Here is a 17,963-nt window from a genome sequence, read left to right on the forward strand (position 1 = left end):
CGTTGTCGAACTCCTACAAAATCCGTGCCCGGGTCCGGGGGACACGGGACGGTGCTCAGCCGACGCTGCCGAGGACCACCTTCCAGGGGCGGACGGTCCGCTCGGTGACCACCCCGTGGCGCACCAGCGGGTCCTCGTCGGTGAGCCGCTCGACCGCCCCAGCGTCCTCGGCGGCGAAGACCAGCAGCGCGCCGGGCGCGCCGTCGTCGTCGAAGGGACCGGACGCGAGCAGGTGCCCCTGCTCCACGAGCCCGCCGAGGTACTGGCGGTGCTCCGGCCGGCGCGCGGCCAGGACGTCGGCGGGCCCGCCGTAGACGTAGGTGACGGCGAAGGTCGTGCGGTTCTCGGCTGCGCTCACGGTGGCTCTCCCGGGGGTCGTGCCGCGGCCCCGCCCGGCCGGACGGGACCGTCCAGCCGGTTCCCGGGGAACGGGGCTACTACTGTGGATGTGGTCCGAACACTACGCGGACGGCGCCCGGCCGGACAGCACCGACCGCCCCGGCCCGTGCGGACCCGCCCGTGACGACCGACCCGTGACGACTGACCCGTGACGACTGACCCGAGGAGCACCGTGCCCGACCCCTGCGCCGCCGACCTGCGCGAGCCCGCCCTGCTCGCGGCCCTGGCGGACCTCGGCCTGGGGCGGATCGACGTCCTCGACGAGGTCGGCTCCACGAACGAGCACCTGACGGCCGCCGTCACCCGACAGGCGCGCGGGCCCCGCCCGGACCGGCCGTGGACCGACCTGTCCCTCGTGCTCACCGGCCACCAGAGCGCCGGGCGCGGCCGGCTGGACCGGGTGTGGACCACCGAGCCCGGCACCGCGCTGACCTTCAGCCTCCTGCTGCGCCCGGCCGACGCGCGCGGCCGCCCGCTGCCCACCCAGCACTTCCCGTGGCTGACCCTGCTGATGGCCGCGGCCGTCGTCGACGCCCTGGACGGGCTCGCGGCGGCCGGCGCGCGGATCAAGTGGCCCAACGACGTCCTGGTGGACGGACGCAAGGCGGCCGGGCTGCTCGCAGGCCTCGTGCTGGACGCGCAGCACCCGCCGGCGGTGGTCCTGGGCACGGGCATCAACGTCGCCCAGCAGGAGCTGCCCGTGGACACGGCCACGTCCGTCCGGCGCGCCACCGGCCGCGAGATCGAGCGCGCCGCCGTCCTGCAGGCCGTGCTGGGCGCGTTCGTCCCCGTCTACCGGCAGTTCTGCGCGGACCCGGAGGCCGCCGTGCGCCCGGACGGGCCGCTGCGCGCCCGGATCACCGAGCGGATGGAGACCATCGGACGCCCGGTGCGCGCCGAGCTGCCCGGCGGGGCCGCCCCCGTCACGGGCACCGCGACGGGCCTCGGCGAGCACGGGGGCCTCCTGGTGCGCGAGGACGGCGGCGCCGAGCGCGAGGTGACGGCGGGCGACGTGGTGCACCTGCGCCCGGCCCCGGACGCCCCCGGGACGGCCTGAGCGTGCCCGCCCGTCCCGCCCTGCAGCCCGGGGAGCGCGTGCTCGTGTCCACACGGGCTCACGGCGCCCGGCTGACCCGGCCCTTCCTGGTGCTGCTGCTCACGGTGTTCACGCTCTCCTTCGCCCAGCGGGCCCTCGAGCTGCGCTGGCGCCCCGTGGCGGAGCCGTGGACCACGGTGCACGCCGGGGTGGAGCTCACCCTGCTCGTCGCGGCCGGCTGGGTGGTGCTCCGCAGCTGCCTGCGCCCGCTGGTGCGGTGGTGGCGCACCCGCTACGTGCTCACCACCCGCCACCTCGTGCTGCTGCGCCCCGGCGGGGCCCGCAGGACCGTGTCGCTGCCCCTGCAGCAGCTGCGCCGGGTCTCGGTGGAGCGCCGGCGCGGTCCGGCCCTGGGCCGGCACGACGGGCGCGTCGTGGCGGACTTCGGGCCCTTCGGCGGCCTGCGCCTGGAGTACGCCCCGGAGGCACAGCGCCTGGCCGGGCTGATCCGCCGGGCCGCCGAGGACGAGTGGTCGGCGGGCGGCGGCGCCGGCCGGGCGGGGGATCCCGGTCCCGGTGGGGGTGCGCCGTGGCTCCGTCCCACTAGAGTGGACCGCGACGCGGTCGTGGCACCACGCCCGGGTCCGTCCGGCGCCCCGCGCCGACCGTGGAGCCGGCGGGCCGTCCACCAGGAACAGGAGTGACGTGTGGCGAGTGAGGACCCGGAGAACCAGGGCGAGCCGGAGCTCGGCCCCCAGACGGCACAGCTGAACCTGAACCTGCACAACCCCGTCCAGGCCAACCTGTACCGCTCGGACGAGTCCAAGGCCGCCGTGCAGGCTCTCGAGCAGACCCTCCTGGGCTCCGAGCGCGACCTGCGCCGCCGGGAGGCCGCGCGCCGGGGCGGGCTGTCCCTCCTGTCCGCGCGGAAGGTGTGGCGGGCCCTGGGCTTCCCGAACCTCACCGACGACGACCTCTGGTTCACCGAGCAGGACTCCGAGGCCCTCCGGGTGCTGTCCACCATGGTCCTCGAGGAGAAGGTCACCGAGGAGGCGGCGCTGTCCCTGGTGCGCTCGATCGGGCAGATGACCGACCGCATGGTCGTGTGGCAGGTCGAGGCGCTCGTCGAGGACATGGTCGTCCACCGGGGCATGACCGACGCCGCCGCCCGGCGGCAGCTGCTGCACCTGCTGCCCGACCTCATCGACGCGATCGAGAACCTCCTCGTCTACTCGTGGCGGCGGCAGATGAACGCCGCCGTGCAGCGGCTCGCGATGCGCGTGGAGCGCCCGGACGGCTCGACCGCCACCGGCCCCACGTCCGACGACGGGGCGTCCGCCGTCCTCCCGCTCGCTCGCGGGGTGGGCTTCGCGGACCTGGTCTCCTACACCTCGCTGTCCCGGCAGATGAACGAACGGACCCTGGCGAACCTCGTGCAGCGCTTCGAGAACCGCTGCGCCGAGGTGATCGCCGTGGGCGGCGGCCGGCTCATCAAGACCATCGGGGACGAGGTCATGTTCCTCGCCGAGACCCCCGAGGGCGGGGCCCAGATCTCCCTGGCCCTGGCCCGCGCCATCCGCGACGACCCCGAGCTGCCGCAGGCGCGCGTGGCCTTCGTCTGGGGGCGCGTGCTGCCGCGGCTCGGGGACATCTACGGGCCCACGGTGAACCTCGCCTCCCGGCTCGTGTCGCTGACCGAGCCGGGCTCCGTGCTCGTGGACGCCTCGACCGCCGCGGTGCTCTCCGGCGACGACCGCTTCATCCTCCTGCCGCAGCCCACCCGCAACGTGCGGGGCTTCGGCGACGTCCAGCCCGTCGCGCTCTCCCAGGGCGCCGGTGCCGGGCTGGAGGTCGACTTCGAATGAGCGCACCCCTCGTCATCCGCGCGGGCGCGTCCACGGACCGGGGCCTGCGCCGGGAGTCCAACGAGGACGCCCTGGTGGTCACGGCCGCGATGTGCGCCGTGGCGGACGGGATGGGCGGGCACGAGGCCGGTGAGGTGGCCAGCGCCCTGTGCGTGCGCACCCTCGGGGCATCCCCCCTGTTCCAGCTGGAGGACTTCCGCTCCTTCGAGGTCCTCGAGCCGGAGCCGCCCCAGGACATCGCCCGGTTCCGCGCCGTCGTGGAGCGCGAGCTGCGGCTGGACCCGGAGATCCCCGAGGACGCGATCGAGGCCGTCCGCCGGGTCCGCTCCGTGCTGTGGCAGGCGGACCAGCACATCCAGCACGCGGTCGAGGGCCGGGCGGGCACCACCGTCACCGGCGTGTGGCTGCTGCGCATCGACGGGCGCATGCTGTGGGTCGTGTTCAACACCGGCGACTCCCGGACCTACCGGCTGGTCTCGCCCCAGCCCGGGGGGCGGGCCGGCGAGGGTGAGGGTGGGCCGCGGATCGAGCAGCTGACCGTGGACCACTCCGAGGTGCAGTACCTCGTGTCGATCGGGCAGCTCACCGCCTCCCAGGCGCTCGTGCACCCGCGCCGCAACGTGATCACCCGCGCCCTGGGCACCGGCCAGGTGTGGGAGCCGGACGTGTGGGTGCTCCCGGCCCGGCACGGGGACCGGCTGATGCTGTGCTCGGACGGGCTGACCAACGAGCTGAGCCCCGCCCACATGGCCCGGGTGCTCGCCTCGGTGCCCCACCCGAAGGAGGCGGCCGACGTCCTGCTGCAGGCCGCGCTGCGCACCGGCGGGCGGGACAACGTCACCGTGATCGTGGCCGACGCCGTGCGGCCGGGGGAGTACGCCCCCGGCTTCTGAGCCGCGCACGCCGCGTCCCCCGAAGTGGGGGGCATCATGATCCGTCACAACGGCACCGCTCCCAGCAGGCCTGTTTACCTTTGAGAACATGGTTCTCTCGCGCCGCTCGTTCGTCCTCTCCGGCCTGGTGCTCGCCGCCTCCGGCGCCTTCGGGGGCGCCCTGACAGAGCTCCCCGCCGGCCGGCGGCCGTTCGTGCTGTGGGGCTCCTCCTCGGCGGCCAGCGCCCTCCACCGGGACCGCCCGCGGGGCTTCCCTGCGGTGCGCATCGACGACCTGCTCTCGCAGCTGCTGGAGGTGCCCGGGACCTCGCGCGCGGTCAGCGGCGACCGGTCGTGGCAGACCCTGGCGATGCGCAGCAGCGCCCACCCCTACCTGCCCCGGCTGGGCTCCGGCTACGGGGTGGGGCGGATCCCGGCCCACGGGTCGCTGGTCGTGCCCACGGTGGACGGCAGGGTGCCCAGCGTCCACCTCGCGATCCCGGGCACCGTCTCCGGTCTGCCGTGCACGATCCAGGCCGTGGGGCGGGACGAGGGGGACGTGGTGCTGCGCCGGGCGGTCCCGGGGGCCGAGCTCGAGGTGGCGCCCGCGTCGGAGGCCCGCTGGCGCACGGCGCTGGAGGAGGAGCACCGGGGCCACGTCCACCTGCTGTGGACGGGCAAGAACAACATCGAGGACCCGGAGCAGGTGCTCTCCGACACCCGTGCCGCGTGGGGGGTCGAGCCGGGCACGTCCGTGGTGATGGGCCACTGGCACACCGCGGCCGACCGTCCCGGCACCGCGGGGTGGGAGGAGGTGCGCGCGGTGAACGCGGCCCTCCGGGCCGAGTACGGCGACCGGTTCTACGACACCATGGCCGATCTGCGCGATCCCGGTCTCTGGTCCCTGGCGGCGCTGCGGGCCCACCGGATCGGGGCCTCGCCCGCGGACCGCCGGTGGCTGGGCCTGGGGCTGCCCCCGCGCTCGGTGGTCGCCGCGGACCGCCGGCACCTGAACGCGCTGGGCAACACGATCGTGGCCCACGGTCTGCACCGCCACCTGACCGGCGCGGCGGGTCTCTACTGAGCGCTGCGCGGCCCCGGAGGTCACACCCGGGTCCCGGGGCCCGGACCTCTTGCGCCGGAGCACCGGGCGCCCTAACATACAACCAAATGGTTGTACGAAATGAGCTGACGGACGACGAGGTCGACCGCATCTTCCAGGCCCTCGCGGACTCGACGCGACGGGACATCGTGGTGCGGGTGCTGCGGCAGGAGCAGTCGGTCTCCGCGCTGGCCGCGCACTACCGGATGAGCTTCGCCGCCGTGCAGAAGCACGTGGCGGTGCTCGAGCGGGCCTCGTTGGTCACCAAGGAGCGGCGCGGCCGGGAGCAGGTGGTGCACGCCGGGGTGGCCACGCTGCGCCGGGCGGCGGCGCTGCTGGCGGACTACGAGCAGATCTGGCGCGGACGGGCCCGCGCCATCGAGGACCTCCTCGCCGAGGAGACGCCCCCGGGGGACCCGGGGCCCAGGAGGAAGGGAGCATGACATGCCGGTCATCGACGTGCACAAGGACACCGAGGCACTGACCCTGACGTTCGTCGCGGAGTTCGCCGCGGACGTCGAGCGGGTCTGGGAGGTCTGGGCCGACCCGCGCCAGCTCGAGCGCTGGTGGGGCCCGCCCGAGTGGCCCGCCACCTTCGAGGAGCACGAGCTCGCCGAGGGAGGGCGGTGCCGCTACTACATGACCGGCCCCGACGGGGAGAAGGCCCGGGGCTGGTGGACGGTCACCGCCGTGGACGCCCCGCACCGGCTGGAGTTCGACGACGGCTTCGCGAGCGAGGACGGCGAGCCCGACCCCGCGTTGGGGGCCACCCACGGCGTCGTGACGTTCGAGGCCGTCGACGGCGGGACGCGGATGACCACGGTCTCGACCTTCGAGAGCGCGGACCAGCTGGAGCAGATGTCCGCGATGGGCATGGAGGAGGGCATGCGGGAGGCCATGGGCCAGATCGACGGCCTCCTCGCCGGCGCCGTCCCCCGCTGAGCCGCCGGGGTCCCGGCCGCCGACGGCGCAGCCCTCCCCGGTCCTCGCCCGCGCCGCGGGACCGGACGACGACGCCGCCCCGGGGCCTCCGGGGCGGCGTCGTCACCGCCGGGACCGCCGACGGGTGACGGCGTGCGACGGCGGGCCCGGCGGGTCAGGCGTCCTGAGTCACGGCAGCGCCCTCGGCCGGCGCGGTGCCGGAGGCGGGCTCACGGCCCTCCGCCGGCTCCCGGCCCTCCGCGGACCTGCGGCCCGGCTCGGCCGCCCGCTGCGCGGACGCCGCGGCCCGCTGCGCCGCCTTCTTCAACGGCTTCAGCTCGAGCCGGCGCTCGTGCTTGCGCTCCGCCCGGCGCTCCGTGCGCCGTTCGGCCTGCTTCTCGGCGCGGCGCTCCCGCTTCGCCTCCTCCGGGGCCTTCTCCCCCGGTGCCCCGGCGGCGGGGGTGGCGGTCTCCCGGCGGGGGGCGCGCTCCTTGACCGGGGCGCTGCCCGAGGCGCGCAGCCGCCGGTAGTGCTCGGCCGCCTCCTCCTGGCGCCGGGCCTCGATCCCCGTGGCGATCTCGGCCCGCAGGTGCTCCGGCTCGAGCTCGAACGCGGCCACGAGGTCGAGAGCGTGCGGGCGCAGGCGGGCGAGCAGCCGGTCGATGTACTCGTCGAGGCTGCGCCCGCGCCGCATGGACAGCCGGCCGTAGGAGAGGTACCACGCGAGGTTCTTCTCGATGAGCCGCAGCCCGAAGACGTCGCGCAGCCAGGTGAGCACGGTGCGGGTGCCCGGGTCCTCGACCTGCTCCAGGCCGCGGGTGAAGGCCTCCCACTGCAGCAGCTCCGCGTGGGCGCGCGCCGCGGCGATGATCTTGTGCTGGTTCTCGTTGAACAGCGCCGCGGCCTCCGCGCGGGGGAGCTTGGCGCTGGGCCGCAGGTTCTCCGCGATCTCGGCCACCATGGTCTGCACCCGGTCCGTGAGCAGCGCGCGCTGCGCCGACTCCTCGCGCAGGGCGTTGACCGAGCGGCGCACGTCCCCGGTGTCCCGGAAGGCCTGGCCGAGCTTGCGCAGCCCCGACCGGTGGTAGGTGGCCTCGGTGGCCCGGCCGGCCACGTAGCGGGCCATCACGCCCACGTCGACGTGCTTGAACTCGTCCGCCCAGTCGGAGAGCAGCCGCTTGGCCACGAGCTGCAGCAGCACCGTGTTGTCGCCCTCGAACGTCGCGTAGACGTCCAGGTCGTGGCGCAGGGAGGTGAGCCGGTTCTTGGTCAGGAACCCCGCCCCGCCGCAGGCCTCGCGGCACTCCTGGACGGTGTCGAGGGCGCTCCAGGTGGACAGCGCCTTCAGGGCCGCGGCGAGCGTCTCGAGGTCCTGCCGGTTCTCGTCGGTGTCCTCGCGGCCGGAGAAGACGTCGTCGTACTTGTGCAGCAGCTCCTGGTGGGCGAAGTGCATGGCGTAGGTCTCCGCCAGCCGCGGCAGCAGCCGCCGCTGGTGCTGCTGGTAGTCCAGCAGCACCTCCTCCTGGACGTCGGAGGACGCGTTGAACTGCCGGCGCTCGCTGCCGTAGCGGATCGCGATGCTCAGCGCGGCCTTGTTCGCCAGGACGGCCGCGCCGTCGAGGGAGACCCGGCCCTGCACCAGGGTGCCGATCATCGTGAAGAACCGGCGGCCCGGGCTCGCGATGGGCGAGCTGTAGGTGCCGTCCGGAGCCACGGCCCCGTACTTGTCCAGCAGGTGCGTGCGCGGGACCCGCACCCGGGTGAAGTGCAGCCGCCCGTTGTCGATCCCGTTGAGCCCGCCCTTGTGGCCGTCGTCCTCGCCGCCCACGCCGGGCAGGAAGTTCCCGTCCGCGTCCCGCAGGTCCACCCAGAACGCGTGCACGCCGTGGTTCACGCCGAGCGTCACCAGCTGGGCGAAGACCACGGCGGCGCGCCCGTGCACGGCGGCGTTGCCGAGGTAGTCCTTCCACGCCGCCGTGAAGGGGGTGTGGATCTCGAACTCCTCCGTGGCGGGGTCGTACGTGGCGGTGGTGCCGATCGAGGCGACGTCGGAGCCGTGGCCGATCTCGGTCATCGCGAACACGCCCGGGATCTTCAGGTCCCGGATGTCCGCGAGCCAGCGCCGGTGGTGCTCCTCGGTGCCGAGGTTGAGCACCGCGGAGCCGAACAGGCCCCACTGCACCCCGGCCTTGATCTGCATCGAGGGGTCCCCGAGCAGCAGCTCCTCGAAGCCCGAGACGTTGCCGCCCGGGTCGTTGTGCCCGCCGTACTCCTCCGGCAGCCCGCGGCTCATCGCCCCGTGCTCCACCAGCAGGTGCAGCTGGCCCAGGACCCGCTCGCGGTGCTCGTGGTGGGTGAGGCCCGGCTGCTGGTGCAGCCGCTCGTCGAGCAGCATCCGGCGGGTCTCGCGCCGGACCTCGGCCCAGCGCCCGAGCAGCACCTCGCCGAGGGCGGCGACGTCCACGGCGGGCCCCGGGAGCCCGGCGCCGTCCGCGGTGGCGGGCCCGGCGGCGGAGCCGGCTGCGGCGGTGGTCGGTCGGTCGATGGTGGTGGTCATGTTCGCTCCTGTCGTGGGTGACCGGCGGTGGCCGGTGCGGTCACGGGGTGGTGGGGCCGGCCGGGGTCCGTGCCGGCCCGGGCGGTGGTCAGGTCGAGGGGGGCTCCGGCACGGGTGCGCCGGGCGGGCGCAGGCCGTCGACGGCCCAGCCCACGATCAGCTCCGTCATCCGCTCGCGGGACGGTCGCCGCGTGCCCTCGGGGGTGTTCATCCAGGCCTCGCCGGCGCCGCGGACCATGCCGATCGTGGACGCGGCCCAGTAGCTGAGCACCGGCTCCTCGAGCCGGCGCTCGGCGGGGGTGTGGTGCACGTGGGCCTCCGCGAGCAGCCCGCTGACGGACTCGGCGAACTCCTGGATCAGCCAGCGCTCGCCGCCGTCCCCGGCCGGGGCGTCCTCCTTGCCGGAGCGCTCGCCGCGGGCCCGCTCGGCCCGGTGCCGGTCGTGCCGCGAGCGCCCGGGGTCGGGGGAGAGGGCCACGACGAAGCGGTACACCGACGCCGAGCGCTCGATGCTGAGCAGGTACTCCGCGACCATCGCCTCGACCGAGTCCTCGAAGGAGCCGGCCGCGCGGGCCGCCTCCTCGAGCCGGTCGCGCATCCGCGTCACGGTGTACTCGCCGACCGCCCGCTGCAGTCCCGCCTTGTCCCCGAAGTACCGGTAGTAGACGGACTTGGAGGTCTGGCACGCGGTGGCGATCTCCTCCATGGACGCCTGCGCGCCGAGCTCGTCCACGGCGCTGCGCGCCGTGCGGATGAGCTCGATCCGGCGCTGCGCGCGGTGCCGGGCCCAGCGGGAGGAGCGTCCGTCCGTGGCGGGCGTGCCGCCCGGGGCGGCGGAGTCAGTGGCGTCGACCTGTTTCACGATACCCAGAGTATCAGGTATTGTCTTTCGTGACGTGATCATCATCACAACACCACCGAGGAGTTACCTGTGAGCGAGTCCACCCCCGAGCAGACCGTCGAGCCCACCGCCGAGCACACGACCCCCAGCGGCGCCGGACGCACCGGCGTGGCCCGCCGTGCGGTCGTGATCGGCGCCAACCGCATCCCCTTCGCCCGGGCGCACGGCGCCTACGCCAACGCCGGCAACCAGGACATGCTCACCGCCGCCCTGGACGGGCTGGCCGCCCGCTACGGCCTCGCCGGGGAGCGGATCGGCGAGGTCGCCGCCGGCGCCGTGCTCAAGCACCCCAAGGACTTCAACCTCACGCGCGAGTCCGTGCTCGGCTCGGTCCTGGACCCCCGCACCCCGGCCTTCGACGTGCAGCAGGCCTGCGCCACCGGCATGGAGGCCGTCTCCACGCTGGTCAACAAGATCCGGCTCGGCCAGATCGACTCGGCCGTCGCCGGCGGCGTCGACTCCGCCTCGGACGCGCCCGTCGTGGTGAGCGAGCGGCTGCGCCGGAGCCTGCTCGAGCTCAACCGGGCCAAGAGCACCCCGCAGAAGCTCAAGGCCCTCGCGGGCCTGCGCCCGGCCGACCTCAAACCGGTGGCCCCCGGCACGGGGGAGCCGCGCACGGGGCTGTCCATGGGAGAGCACCAGGCCCTCACCACCGCCCGCTGGGGGATCTCCCGCGAGGCCCAGGACGAGCTCGCCGCCGCGAGCCACCGCAACCTGGCGGCCGCCTACGAGCGCGGGTTCTTCGACGACCTCGTCACCTCCTTCCGCGGCCTGTCCCGGGACAACAACCTCCGCCCGGACAGCACGGTCGAGAAGCTCGCCGGGCTCAAGCCGGTCTTCGGGAAGTCCCTCGACGCCGGGGCCACCATGACGGCGGGCAACTCCACGCCCCTCACCGACGGCGCCTCCACCGTACTGCTCGCCTCCGAGGACTGGGCCGCGGAGCGCTCCCTGCCCGTGCTCGCCGACGTCGTGGACGTCGAGGCGGCCGCCGTCGACTTCGTGCACGGCGACGAGGGCCTGCTGATGGCCGGCGCCTACGCCGTGCCCCGCCTGCTGGCCCGCCAGGGCCTGGCGCTCGAGGACTTCGACTTCGTCGAGATCCACGAGGCGTTCGCCGCAACCGTGCTCGCGACCCTCGCCGCGTGGGAGGACGAGCAGTTCGGCCGCGAGCGGCTGGGCCTGGACGGCGCCTTCGGCACCGTGGACCGCAGCCGGCTCAACGTCACGGGCTCCTCGCTCGCGGCCGGGCACCCGTTCGCCGCGACCGGCGGGCGCATCGTCGGCACCCTCGCCAAGCTCCTGCGCGAGCGCGCCGACGAGACCGGCCGCCCCGCCCGCGGGCTCATCTCGGTGTGCGCCGCCGGCGGCCTGGGCGTCACCGCGGTCCTCGAGGCCCGCTGAGCCCGCGCCCCCGACACCCCGCCGACCCCCACAGCAAGGACCCCGACCCCATGGCAGACACCTATCTCGACCTCGTCAGCTCCGGCCCCGGCGGCCGGCTCGCCCGGCAGCTCGGCCTGCCCGCCCCCGCCCGGCTGCGCCGCCACCGCGCCGGGGACCCGCTCGTGCCCGGACCCGTCCTCGTGCTGGGGCGGGGGGAGGAGGCCGACCGGATCGCCGCGGCCCTGCTCGGCTGGGACCTCGACGTGCGCCGCCACCCCGACGACGTCCACCGCTTCGGCGCGGTCGTGCTGGCCCTGACCGAGCTCGCCCGGCCCGCCGAGCTGGCCGAGCCCGCGCTCGGCCTGGGCGGGGCGCTCCGCTCGCTCGCCCCCGGCGGCCGGGTGGTCACCGTGTCCCGGCCCGCCCCGGGCATCGGCACGGGCGCGGCCTCGGCCACGCCCGCGGCGGCGGAGCCGCTCGACCCGGCCGTCGCCGCGGCCCGCCAGGCCGTCGTCGGCCTGCTGCGCTCCACCGCCCAGGAGATGCGCGGCGGGGCCACCGCCAATGGCGTCCTGCTCGCCGAGGGCGTCGCCCCCGAGGCCCCCAGCGTGCTGGGCGCCCTGCGGTTCCTGCTCTCCGGGCGCAGCGCCTTCGTCTCCGGGCAGTTCGTGACGGTCGGGGACGACGCCGGGGCCCTGCCCGCGGACTGGGAGGCCCCCCTGCGGGGCAGGGTCGCCGCTGTCACCGGCGCCGCCCGCGGCATCGGCGCACAGATCGCCCGCACGCTCACCGGCGCCGGCGCGCGCGTCGTCGTCGTGGACGTCCCCGCCGCGGGCGAGCCCCTGGCCGCCCTCGCCAACGAGATCCACGCCGTGGCCCTCCAGCTCGACGTCACGGACGAGTACGCCGGCGAGCGGATCCTCGGGCTCGCCCGGGAGCGCTTCGGGCACCTGGACGTGGTGGTGCACAACGCCGGGATCACCCGGGACAAGCTGCTGGCCAACATGGACGAGTCCCGCTGGGCCTCGGTGCTGGCCGTGAACCTCGAGTCGCAGCTGCGGATGAACGACCAGCTCCTGGCGGGGGAGGGCCTCGGCGAGGCGCCGCGGATCGTCTGCCTGGCCTCCACGAGCGGTGTGGCGGGCAACCGCGGCCAGACCAACTACGCCGCCTCGAAGGCCGGGGTGATCGGGATGGTCGCCGCCACCGCGCCCCTGCTGGCCCGGCGCGGCGGCAGCATCAACGCCGTGGCCCCCGGGTTCATCGAGACGGAGATGACCGCCCGGATCCCGGCGGCCCGCCGCCAGGTCGCGCGCCGGCTGAACTCCCTGCAGCAGGGCGGGCTGCCGGAGGACGTGGCCCAGGCCGTGCTGTTCCTCGCCTCGGACGCCGCCGGCGGCGTCAACGGGCAGACGCTGCGCGTGTGCGGCCAGAACCTGGTGGGGGCGTGAGCATGGCCGCCGACCGGCACGAGACCGTGGTCCTGCCCGGCGTCCCCTCGCTGGGCGGGCTCTACGCCCGTGCGGCGGCGGGGGCGGCCGGGGACCTGCTGCCGCGCGCCCTCGCCGACCGGGTGCCGGGCCGGCTGTCCGGCCGGCTGCCCGGCCGGCCGGCCGGGGCGCGCCGCGGCACCGGCGACGCCCCGCTCGAGCTGCCGACGGTGGCGCACGTCGTCGAGGACGTGGTCGTCGACCCCGCCGGGCACGAGGCGTTCTGCCGCGCGGTCGGGGCGCCGCTGCGCGAGGGCCCCGGCGGCACCGAGGCCTTCTCCGGGCACCTGCACGCCCTGGCGTTCCCCGTGGCCATGAGCGTGCTCACCCGCCCGGACTTCCCGCTGCCGGTCCTCGGCATGGTGCACCTGGCCAACGAGGTCGAGCACCTCCGGGCCGCGGCGGTGGGGGAGCACCTCACGGTCACCGCCACCGCCGAGCGGCTGCGCCCGCACCGCTCCGGCGCGCAGGTGGACGTCGTCGCCCGCCTCGCGCGCCGGGACGGCGAGACCGTCTGGACGGGCCGCTCCACCTACCTCGCCCGGGACGTGCGCGTGCCCGGGGCGGCCGACGACGCCCCGCGCGCGGAGTTCGTGCCGCCGGCGCCGACCGGGCACTGGCGCCTGGCGGCCGGCACGGGGCGGGACTACGCCGCGGTGAGCGGGGACTGGAACCCCATCCACCTCTCCGGCCCGAGCGCCCGGGCGCTCGGCATGAAGGGCGCCATCGCCCACGGCATGTACTCCGCCTCGCGCGCCCTCGCCGAGGTGGGGGTGCCGCCCGGGACGCCCTTCCGCTGGACGGTCGAGTTCGCGGCCCCGGTCCTGCTCCCGGGCACGGTCGCGGTCGCGATCACCGACGACGGCCGGTGGCCCGGCTGGCGGGGCTCGCGCTTCGCCGGATGGGACCCGCGGCGCAGGCGCCCGCACTTCACGGGGACGGTGGCGCGGCTGGACGGCTGACCCGCCGCCGCGGGCCCGGTCGACGGTGGCGTCCGGCGCGTGGGCCACAATGGTCGGGTGAGCCCACAGCAGAGGACAGACGCACGACCCGTCGACGCCACCGGCCAGGACCTCAACCCCGCCCCGCCCAGCGAGGACCTCAAGGAGCAGTACGCGGAGCTCGTGGACCGGGTGCGCGCGGCACGGACCGCCTACTACGTCGAGGACGCGCCCACCATCTCGGACGCGGAGTACGACGAGCTCTACCGGCGGCTCGAGGAGGTCGAGGCGCTGCACCCCGAGCTGGTGGCCAACGACTCGCCCACCCAGGAGGTCGGCGGCGAGGTCTCCGCGGCGTTCACGCCCGTGACGCACCTCGCACGGATGTACTCCCTCGAGGACGTCTTCTCGATCGACGAGCTCACGGCCTGGCTGGCGAAGGCCTCCGCCTCCATCGAGGCGCTGCCGGACGCCCCGGAGTCCGCGTGGCTCACCGAGCTGAAGATCGACGGGCTGGCCGTGAACCTGCTCTACCGCAACGGCGAGCTCGTGCGGGCCGCGACCCGGGGGGACGGCACCACGGGCGAGGACGTCACGCACAACGTGCGCACCATCGCCACCATCCCCACCGTGCTCACGGGGGAGGACGTGCCCGAGGAGGTCGAGATCCGCGGCGAGGTGTTCATCTCCTCCCGCGACTTCCGCGCCCTCAACGACGCCATCGTGGCCGAGGGCCGGGCGCCCTTCGCCAACCCCCGCAACGCCGCGGCGGGCTCGCTGCGGCAGAAGGACCCGGCGGTCACGGCCCGGCGCCGGCTGTCCATGTACGTGCACGGGGTGGGCGCCGCCACGGGCCTGCGCGCCGACACCCAGTCCCAGGTCTACGAGCTGCTCGAGCGGTGGGGCCTGCCCGTCAGCCCGTACTACCGCGTGCTGCCGTCCACGGAGGACGTCCTCGCGTTCATCGAGGAGTACGGCCGCCGCCGCCACGACCTCATCCACGAGATCGACGGCATCGTGGTCAAGGTCGACGACCGCCGCACCCAGTTCCGGCTCGGGCACACCTCCCGGGTGCCCCGCTGGTCCGTGGCCTACAAGTACCCGCCCGAGGAGGTGCACACCCGGCTCAAGGACATCCTGGTCAACGTGGGCCGCACCGGGCGGGTCACCCCGTTCGGGCTCATGGAGCCGGTGCGGGTCGCCGGGTCCACCGTGGAGATGGCCACCCTGCACAACCAGGACGTGGTGCGGGCCAAGGGCGTGCTCATCGGGGACACCGTGGTGCTGCGCAAGGCGGGCGACGTGATCCCCGAGATCGTGGGGCCCGTGGTGGCGCTGCGGGACGGCACGGAGCGCGAGTTCGTGATGCCCACCCACTGCCCGTCCTGCGGCACGGAGCTGCGCCCGGCCAAGGAGGGCGACGTCGACATCCGCTGTCCCAACGCCCGCAGCTGCCCGTCCCAGCTGCGGGAGCGGGTCTTCCACGCCGCCGGCCGCGGCGCGTTCGACATCGAGGCCCTCGGCTACGAGGCCGCCCTCGCCCTGACCCGGCCCGACGAGCCGGAGACCCCGCCGCTGACCAGCGAGGCACACCTGTTCGACCTCACCCCCGAGGACCTGCGCGAGGTGCGGATCCGGCGGGAGAAGAAGTCGCGCGGCACGCCCACGGGCGAGACCGAGCTCGTGCCCTACTTCTGGACGAAGGGCACGGCCAAGAAGCCCTCCGAGCCCACCGCCACCACCCGCAAGCTGTTCGAGGAGCTCGAGAAGGCCAAGGCGCAGCCGCTGTGGCGCGTGCTCGTGGCCCTGTCCGTCCGGCACGTCGGCCCGACCGCGGCCCGCTCCCTGGCCACGGCCTTCGGCTCGCTGCCGGCCATCCGCGACGCCGACGAGGAGACCCTGGCCCAGGCCGACGGCGTGGGGCCCGTGATCGCCGCGGCCCTCACCGAGTGGTTCGCCGAGCCGTGGCGCCGGGAGATCGTGGAGCGCTGGGCGGCCGCGGGCGTGCGCATGGAGGACGAGGTGGACGAGTCCGTGCCGCGGACCCTCGAGGGCACCACCGTGGTGATCACCGGCACCCTCGAGCGCTTCAGCCGCGACTCCGCGAAGGAGGCGGTGCTGGTGCGCGGCGGCAAGGCCTCCGGCTCCGTGTCGAAGAAGACGCACTTCCTGGTGGCGGGCGAGAACGCCGGCACCAAGCTGGACAAGGCCGAGCAGCTGGGGGTGACCGTGCTCGACGAGGCCGGGTTCGAGCGGCTCCTCGCCGAGGGGCCGGACGCGCTCGCCGGCGCGGCCGGGAGCACCTCCGAGGACGCCGCGGCCGGCACGGAGAACGGCACGGAGAACGGTACCGACGACGAGGACGGGGCCTGAGCATGGGACGCCACGACGACGCGCTGGAGGGCCTCGGCCCGACCGGCGCCCACCTGGAGGAGCTGCTGGAGCTGGCCCTGGCGGCCGCCGAGTCCGGGGCGGAGGTCCTGCGGGGCCGCGACGCCGGCCGGCTGGGCGTCACCGGCAAGTCGGGGGAGGGGGACTGGGTCACCCGCTTCGACGTCGCCGCCGAGCAGGCCGTGCGGCGCACCATCCTGGACCGCCGCCCGCACGACACCGTCACCGGCGAGGAGTCGGGCACGCACCGCCCGGAGCACCCCTCCGGGATCCGCTGGTCGGTGGACCCGCTCGACGGCACCACCAACTTCATCCGCGGCATCGTCTACTACTGCACGTCCGTGGCCGCCGCCGACGCACAGGGCAACTGGCTCGTGGGCGCCGTCAACGCCCCCGCCCTGCGCCGCACCTACTTCGCCGTGCGCGGGGCCGGCGCGTGGGTGGAGGAGGACGGCGCGTCCCGCCGGCTCGAGGGTCCCGTGCCGGACCGGGCGGGCCGGCTCTACGGCACCGGCTTCTCCTTCGACGCCGACCGGCGCGAGCGCCAGTTCCCCGCCTTCGCCGCCACCATGCGGCAGTACACGGACATGCGGCGCCTGGGCTCGGCGGCCCTGGACCTGTGCCTGGTCGCGGACGGCGCGCTCGACGGGTACGGCGAGCAGGGTCTGCACGAGCACGACTGGGCCGCCGGCGCGCTCATCGCCGAGGAGGCCGGCGCCCTCGTGACCCGGCCGGAGCTGCCCTCCCCGGCGGCGGGCGAAGTGCCGGCCGCCGACCGCCTCGCGGCCTGGCTCACCGCACGCGAGCGCGGCATTCCGGGCTGAGTGCGGGCCGGGGCCCGGCCCGCTGAACGTGTGAGATGGCTCTCGTCACTTGACCGAGACCAAAACGTTGCCATAGCGTGACCTTCGAAGCGTTCTTCCCGAGGGCATGCCCTCCGCTTCCCGGAGTGCGAACTCCTGCGCCGGCGTCCTTCACGGGCCGGCACCCCTGCAGACCGCGAACGTGTGATACCTCACGACGGGCCGAAAGGGGTAGCGCAACAAAAATCGTTACGCTATCGTGATAATCAGCTTCCCCGAGGATTCCTCCGGGGATCCGGTGTGCCTGGAGTCCGACTCCCGGCGCGCCACCACACCATGCTGGGTGCTGCCGTAACACCGCACGTCGTCTGAAGGGCAGACACCTGTAAGCACTTACCCACCAACACCTTGACGGGTAGACGACGGCGCGAAGACATCCGGGGACGGAAACGAGCGCAGGTGGCCCAGGGAGCATCATGACCAACGCTTTCGCTGTTCGTCGCAACGTCCGTCGCGGTGCCGCCGCTCTGATCCTCGGCGGGACCGCCGTGGGCGCCATGGCCCTCCCGGCCAACGCCGCTCCGGCCTCCACCTGGGACGCCCTCGCCGAGTGCGAGTCCGGTGGCAACTGGGGCACCTCCACCGGCAACGGCTTCTCCGGCGGCCTGCAGTTCACCCCCTCCACCTGGGCCGCCTTCGGTGGCCAGGGCGCCCCGCAGGACGCCTCCCGTGAGCAGCAGATCGCCGTGGCCGAGAACGTTCTCGACGGCCAGGGCTGGGGCGCGTGGCCCGCCTGCTCCGCGAAGCTGGGCCTGTCCGGCTCCGCCGCTCCCTCCGCCAACCCGATGGGCTCCGCGTCCGTGACCCCGCAGTCCGTCGAGGCCCCGGCCCCGATCGAGGCTCCGGCCCCCGCCCCGGTCGCCGCCCCCGAGCCCGGCCCCGTGGCCGCTCCCGTCGAGGCCCCGGCCGCCGTCCAGGCCCCGGTCGTCGAGTACGTGGCTCCCGCCGCCGCCGTGGCCCCGGCCTCGGTCTCCGCCGAGACCTACACCGTGGTCGCCGGCGACACCCTCGGTTCCATCGCCGACAAGCTCGGCATCGAGAACTGGGAGGACCTGTACGCCGCGAACGAGGGCACCATCGCCGACCCGAACCTGATCTTCCCCGGCCAGGTGCTGAACATCCCCGCCTGATCCCCACCGGACAGGCACCGCGCGGCCGCGCCGCGCGAGAGCATGCGAGAGGGCCCCTCCGATCGGAGGGGCCCTCTCGCATGCTCGGCGGGCACCGGCACGGCGCCGA

General features: G+C 75.1%; 16 protein-coding genes. 13 read left to right on the top strand and 3 right to left on the bottom strand.

The window, feature by feature from the left end:
- Nucleotides 1-55: 55 nt before the first annotated feature.
- Nucleotides 56-358, bottom strand: coding sequence for a YciI family protein (locus E7Z53_RS15230; protein WP_035926444.1), 303 nt, complete (start codon nt 356-358; stop codon nt 56-58).
- Nucleotides 359-571: 213 nt separating this feature from the next.
- Between E7Z53_RS15230 and E7Z53_RS15235 the strand changes: the two genes are divergently transcribed.
- The 7 genes from E7Z53_RS15235 to E7Z53_RS15265 all read left to right on the top strand — a co-directional run bounded on the left by E7Z53_RS15235 (nt 572) and on the right by E7Z53_RS15265 (nt 6,216).
- Nucleotides 572-1,456: a biotin--[acetyl-CoA-carboxylase] ligase gene (locus tag E7Z53_RS15235; RefSeq protein ID WP_176338138.1), complete on the top strand. Its 885-nt coding sequence runs from the start codon at nt 572-574 to the stop codon at nt 1,454-1,456.
- Between the two features lie 2 nt (nt 1,457-1,458).
- On the top strand, nt 1,459-2,139 hold the full coding sequence (locus tag E7Z53_RS15240; RefSeq protein WP_109222362.1) for a hypothetical protein: 681 nt from the start codon (nt 1,459-1,461) through the stop codon (nt 2,137-2,139).
- A 3-nt stretch (nt 2,140-2,142) separates the two neighbouring features.
- Complete coding sequence (locus E7Z53_RS15245; RefSeq protein WP_035926440.1) at nt 2,143-3,300, top strand: adenylate/guanylate cyclase domain-containing protein; 1,158 nt, start codon at nt 2,143-2,145, stop codon at nt 3,298-3,300.
- Nucleotides 3,297-4,193 carry a PP2C family protein-serine/threonine phosphatase gene (locus E7Z53_RS15250; protein ID WP_176338139.1) on the top strand — a complete coding sequence of 299 codons (897 nt, stop codon included), beginning with the start codon at nt 3,297-3,299 and terminating at the stop codon, nt 4,191-4,193. Before E7Z53_RS15245 ends, E7Z53_RS15250 begins: the two co-directional genes overlap by 4 nt.
- Nucleotides 4,194-4,281: 88 nt before the next feature.
- On the top strand, nt 4,282-5,256 hold the full coding sequence (locus tag E7Z53_RS15255) for a hypothetical protein (protein WP_176338140.1): 975 nt from the start codon (nt 4,282-4,284) through the stop codon (nt 5,254-5,256).
- 86 nt (nt 5,257-5,342) lie between these two features.
- The gene (locus E7Z53_RS15260) at nt 5,343-5,717 is read left to right on the top strand and encodes an ArsR/SmtB family transcription factor (RefSeq protein ID WP_031283191.1); all 375 of its coding nucleotides are present in this window, start codon (nt 5,343-5,345) and stop codon (nt 5,715-5,717) included.
- Nucleotide 5,718: 1 nt separating this feature from the next.
- Nucleotides 5,719-6,216, top strand: a complete 498-nt coding sequence (locus E7Z53_RS15265) for an SRPBCC family protein (RefSeq protein WP_035926429.1) — start codon at nt 5,719-5,721, stop codon at nt 6,214-6,216.
- Nucleotides 6,217-6,370: 154 nt separating this feature from the next.
- Here the strand turns inward: E7Z53_RS15265 and E7Z53_RS15270 are convergent, their stop codons facing one another.
- The gene (locus E7Z53_RS15270; protein ID WP_126350034.1) at nt 6,371-8,752 is read right to left on the bottom strand and encodes an acyl-CoA dehydrogenase family protein; all 2,382 of its coding nucleotides are present in this window, start codon (nt 8,750-8,752) and stop codon (nt 6,371-6,373) included.
- A gap of 88 nt (nt 8,753-8,840) precedes the next feature.
- Nucleotides 8,841-9,614 (bottom strand): TetR/AcrR family transcriptional regulator, encoded by a 774-nt coding sequence (locus E7Z53_RS15275; RefSeq protein WP_017833839.1) that lies wholly within the window; start codon nt 9,612-9,614, stop codon nt 8,841-8,843.
- Nucleotides 9,615-9,683: 69 nt separating this feature from the next.
- Between E7Z53_RS15275 and E7Z53_RS15280 the strand changes: the two genes are divergently transcribed.
- From E7Z53_RS15280 to E7Z53_RS15305, 6 genes are all read left to right on the top strand, one after another.
- The gene (locus E7Z53_RS15280) at nt 9,684-11,057 is read left to right on the top strand and encodes an acetyl-CoA C-acetyltransferase (protein ID WP_017833838.1); all 1,374 of its coding nucleotides are present in this window, start codon (nt 9,684-9,686) and stop codon (nt 11,055-11,057) included.
- 50 nt (nt 11,058-11,107) lie between these two features.
- Complete coding sequence (locus tag E7Z53_RS15285; protein WP_176338141.1) at nt 11,108-12,490, top strand: 3-oxoacyl-ACP reductase; 1,383 nt, start codon at nt 11,108-11,110, stop codon at nt 12,488-12,490.
- A gap of 2 nt (nt 12,491-12,492) precedes the next feature.
- Nucleotides 12,493-13,491, top strand: a complete 999-nt coding sequence (locus E7Z53_RS15290) for a MaoC/PaaZ C-terminal domain-containing protein (protein ID WP_176338182.1) — start codon at nt 12,493-12,495, stop codon at nt 13,489-13,491.
- 57 nt (nt 13,492-13,548) lie between these two features.
- Complete coding sequence (gene ligA / locus E7Z53_RS15295; protein WP_176338142.1) at nt 13,549-15,843, top strand: NAD-dependent DNA ligase LigA; 2,295 nt, start codon at nt 13,549-13,551, stop codon at nt 15,841-15,843.
- 2 nt (nt 15,844-15,845) lie between these two features.
- Nucleotides 15,846-16,685 carry an inositol monophosphatase family protein gene (locus E7Z53_RS15300; RefSeq protein ID WP_176338143.1) on the top strand — a complete coding sequence of 280 codons (840 nt, stop codon included), beginning with the start codon at nt 15,846-15,848 and terminating at the stop codon, nt 16,683-16,685.
- A gap of 455 nt (nt 16,686-17,140) precedes the next feature.
- Nucleotides 17,141-17,854: a transglycosylase family protein gene (locus tag E7Z53_RS15305; RefSeq protein WP_035926415.1), complete on the top strand. Its 714-nt coding sequence runs from the start codon at nt 17,141-17,143 to the stop codon at nt 17,852-17,854.
- Nucleotides 17,855-17,963: the final 109 nt, after the last annotated feature.

This window comes from Kocuria salina (genome assembly GCF_013368965.1).
Classification (GTDB): Bacteria; Actinomycetota; Actinomycetes; order Actinomycetales; family Micrococcaceae; genus Kocuria; species Kocuria rosea.

Coding starts and splice junctions, on each gene's coding strand:
- E7Z53_RS15305 (WP_035926415.1), top strand. CDS start 17,141: ATGACCAACGCTTTCGCTGTTCGTCGCAACGTCCGTCGCGGTGCCGCC.
- E7Z53_RS15290 (WP_176338182.1), top strand. CDS start 12,493: ATGGCCGCCGACCGGCACGAGACCGTGGTCCTGCCCGGCGTCCCCTCG.
- E7Z53_RS15285 (WP_176338141.1), top strand. CDS start 11,108: ATGGCAGACACCTATCTCGACCTCGTCAGCTCCGGCCCCGGCGGCCGG.
- E7Z53_RS15270 (WP_126350034.1), bottom strand. CDS start 8,752: ATGACCACCACCATCGACCGACCGACCACCGCCGCAGCCGGCTCCGCC.
- E7Z53_RS15300 (WP_176338143.1), top strand. CDS start 15,846: ATGGGACGCCACGACGACGCGCTGGAGGGCCTCGGCCCGACCGGCGCC.
- E7Z53_RS15265 (WP_035926429.1), top strand. CDS start 5,719: ATGCCGGTCATCGACGTGCACAAGGACACCGAGGCACTGACCCTGACG.
- E7Z53_RS15255 (WP_176338140.1), top strand. CDS start 4,282: ATGGTTCTCTCGCGCCGCTCGTTCGTCCTCTCCGGCCTGGTGCTCGCC.
- E7Z53_RS15250 (WP_176338139.1), top strand. CDS start 3,297: ATGAGCGCACCCCTCGTCATCCGCGCGGGCGCGTCCACGGACCGGGGC.
- E7Z53_RS15260 (WP_031283191.1), top strand. CDS start 5,343: ATGGTTGTACGAAATGAGCTGACGGACGACGAGGTCGACCGCATCTTC.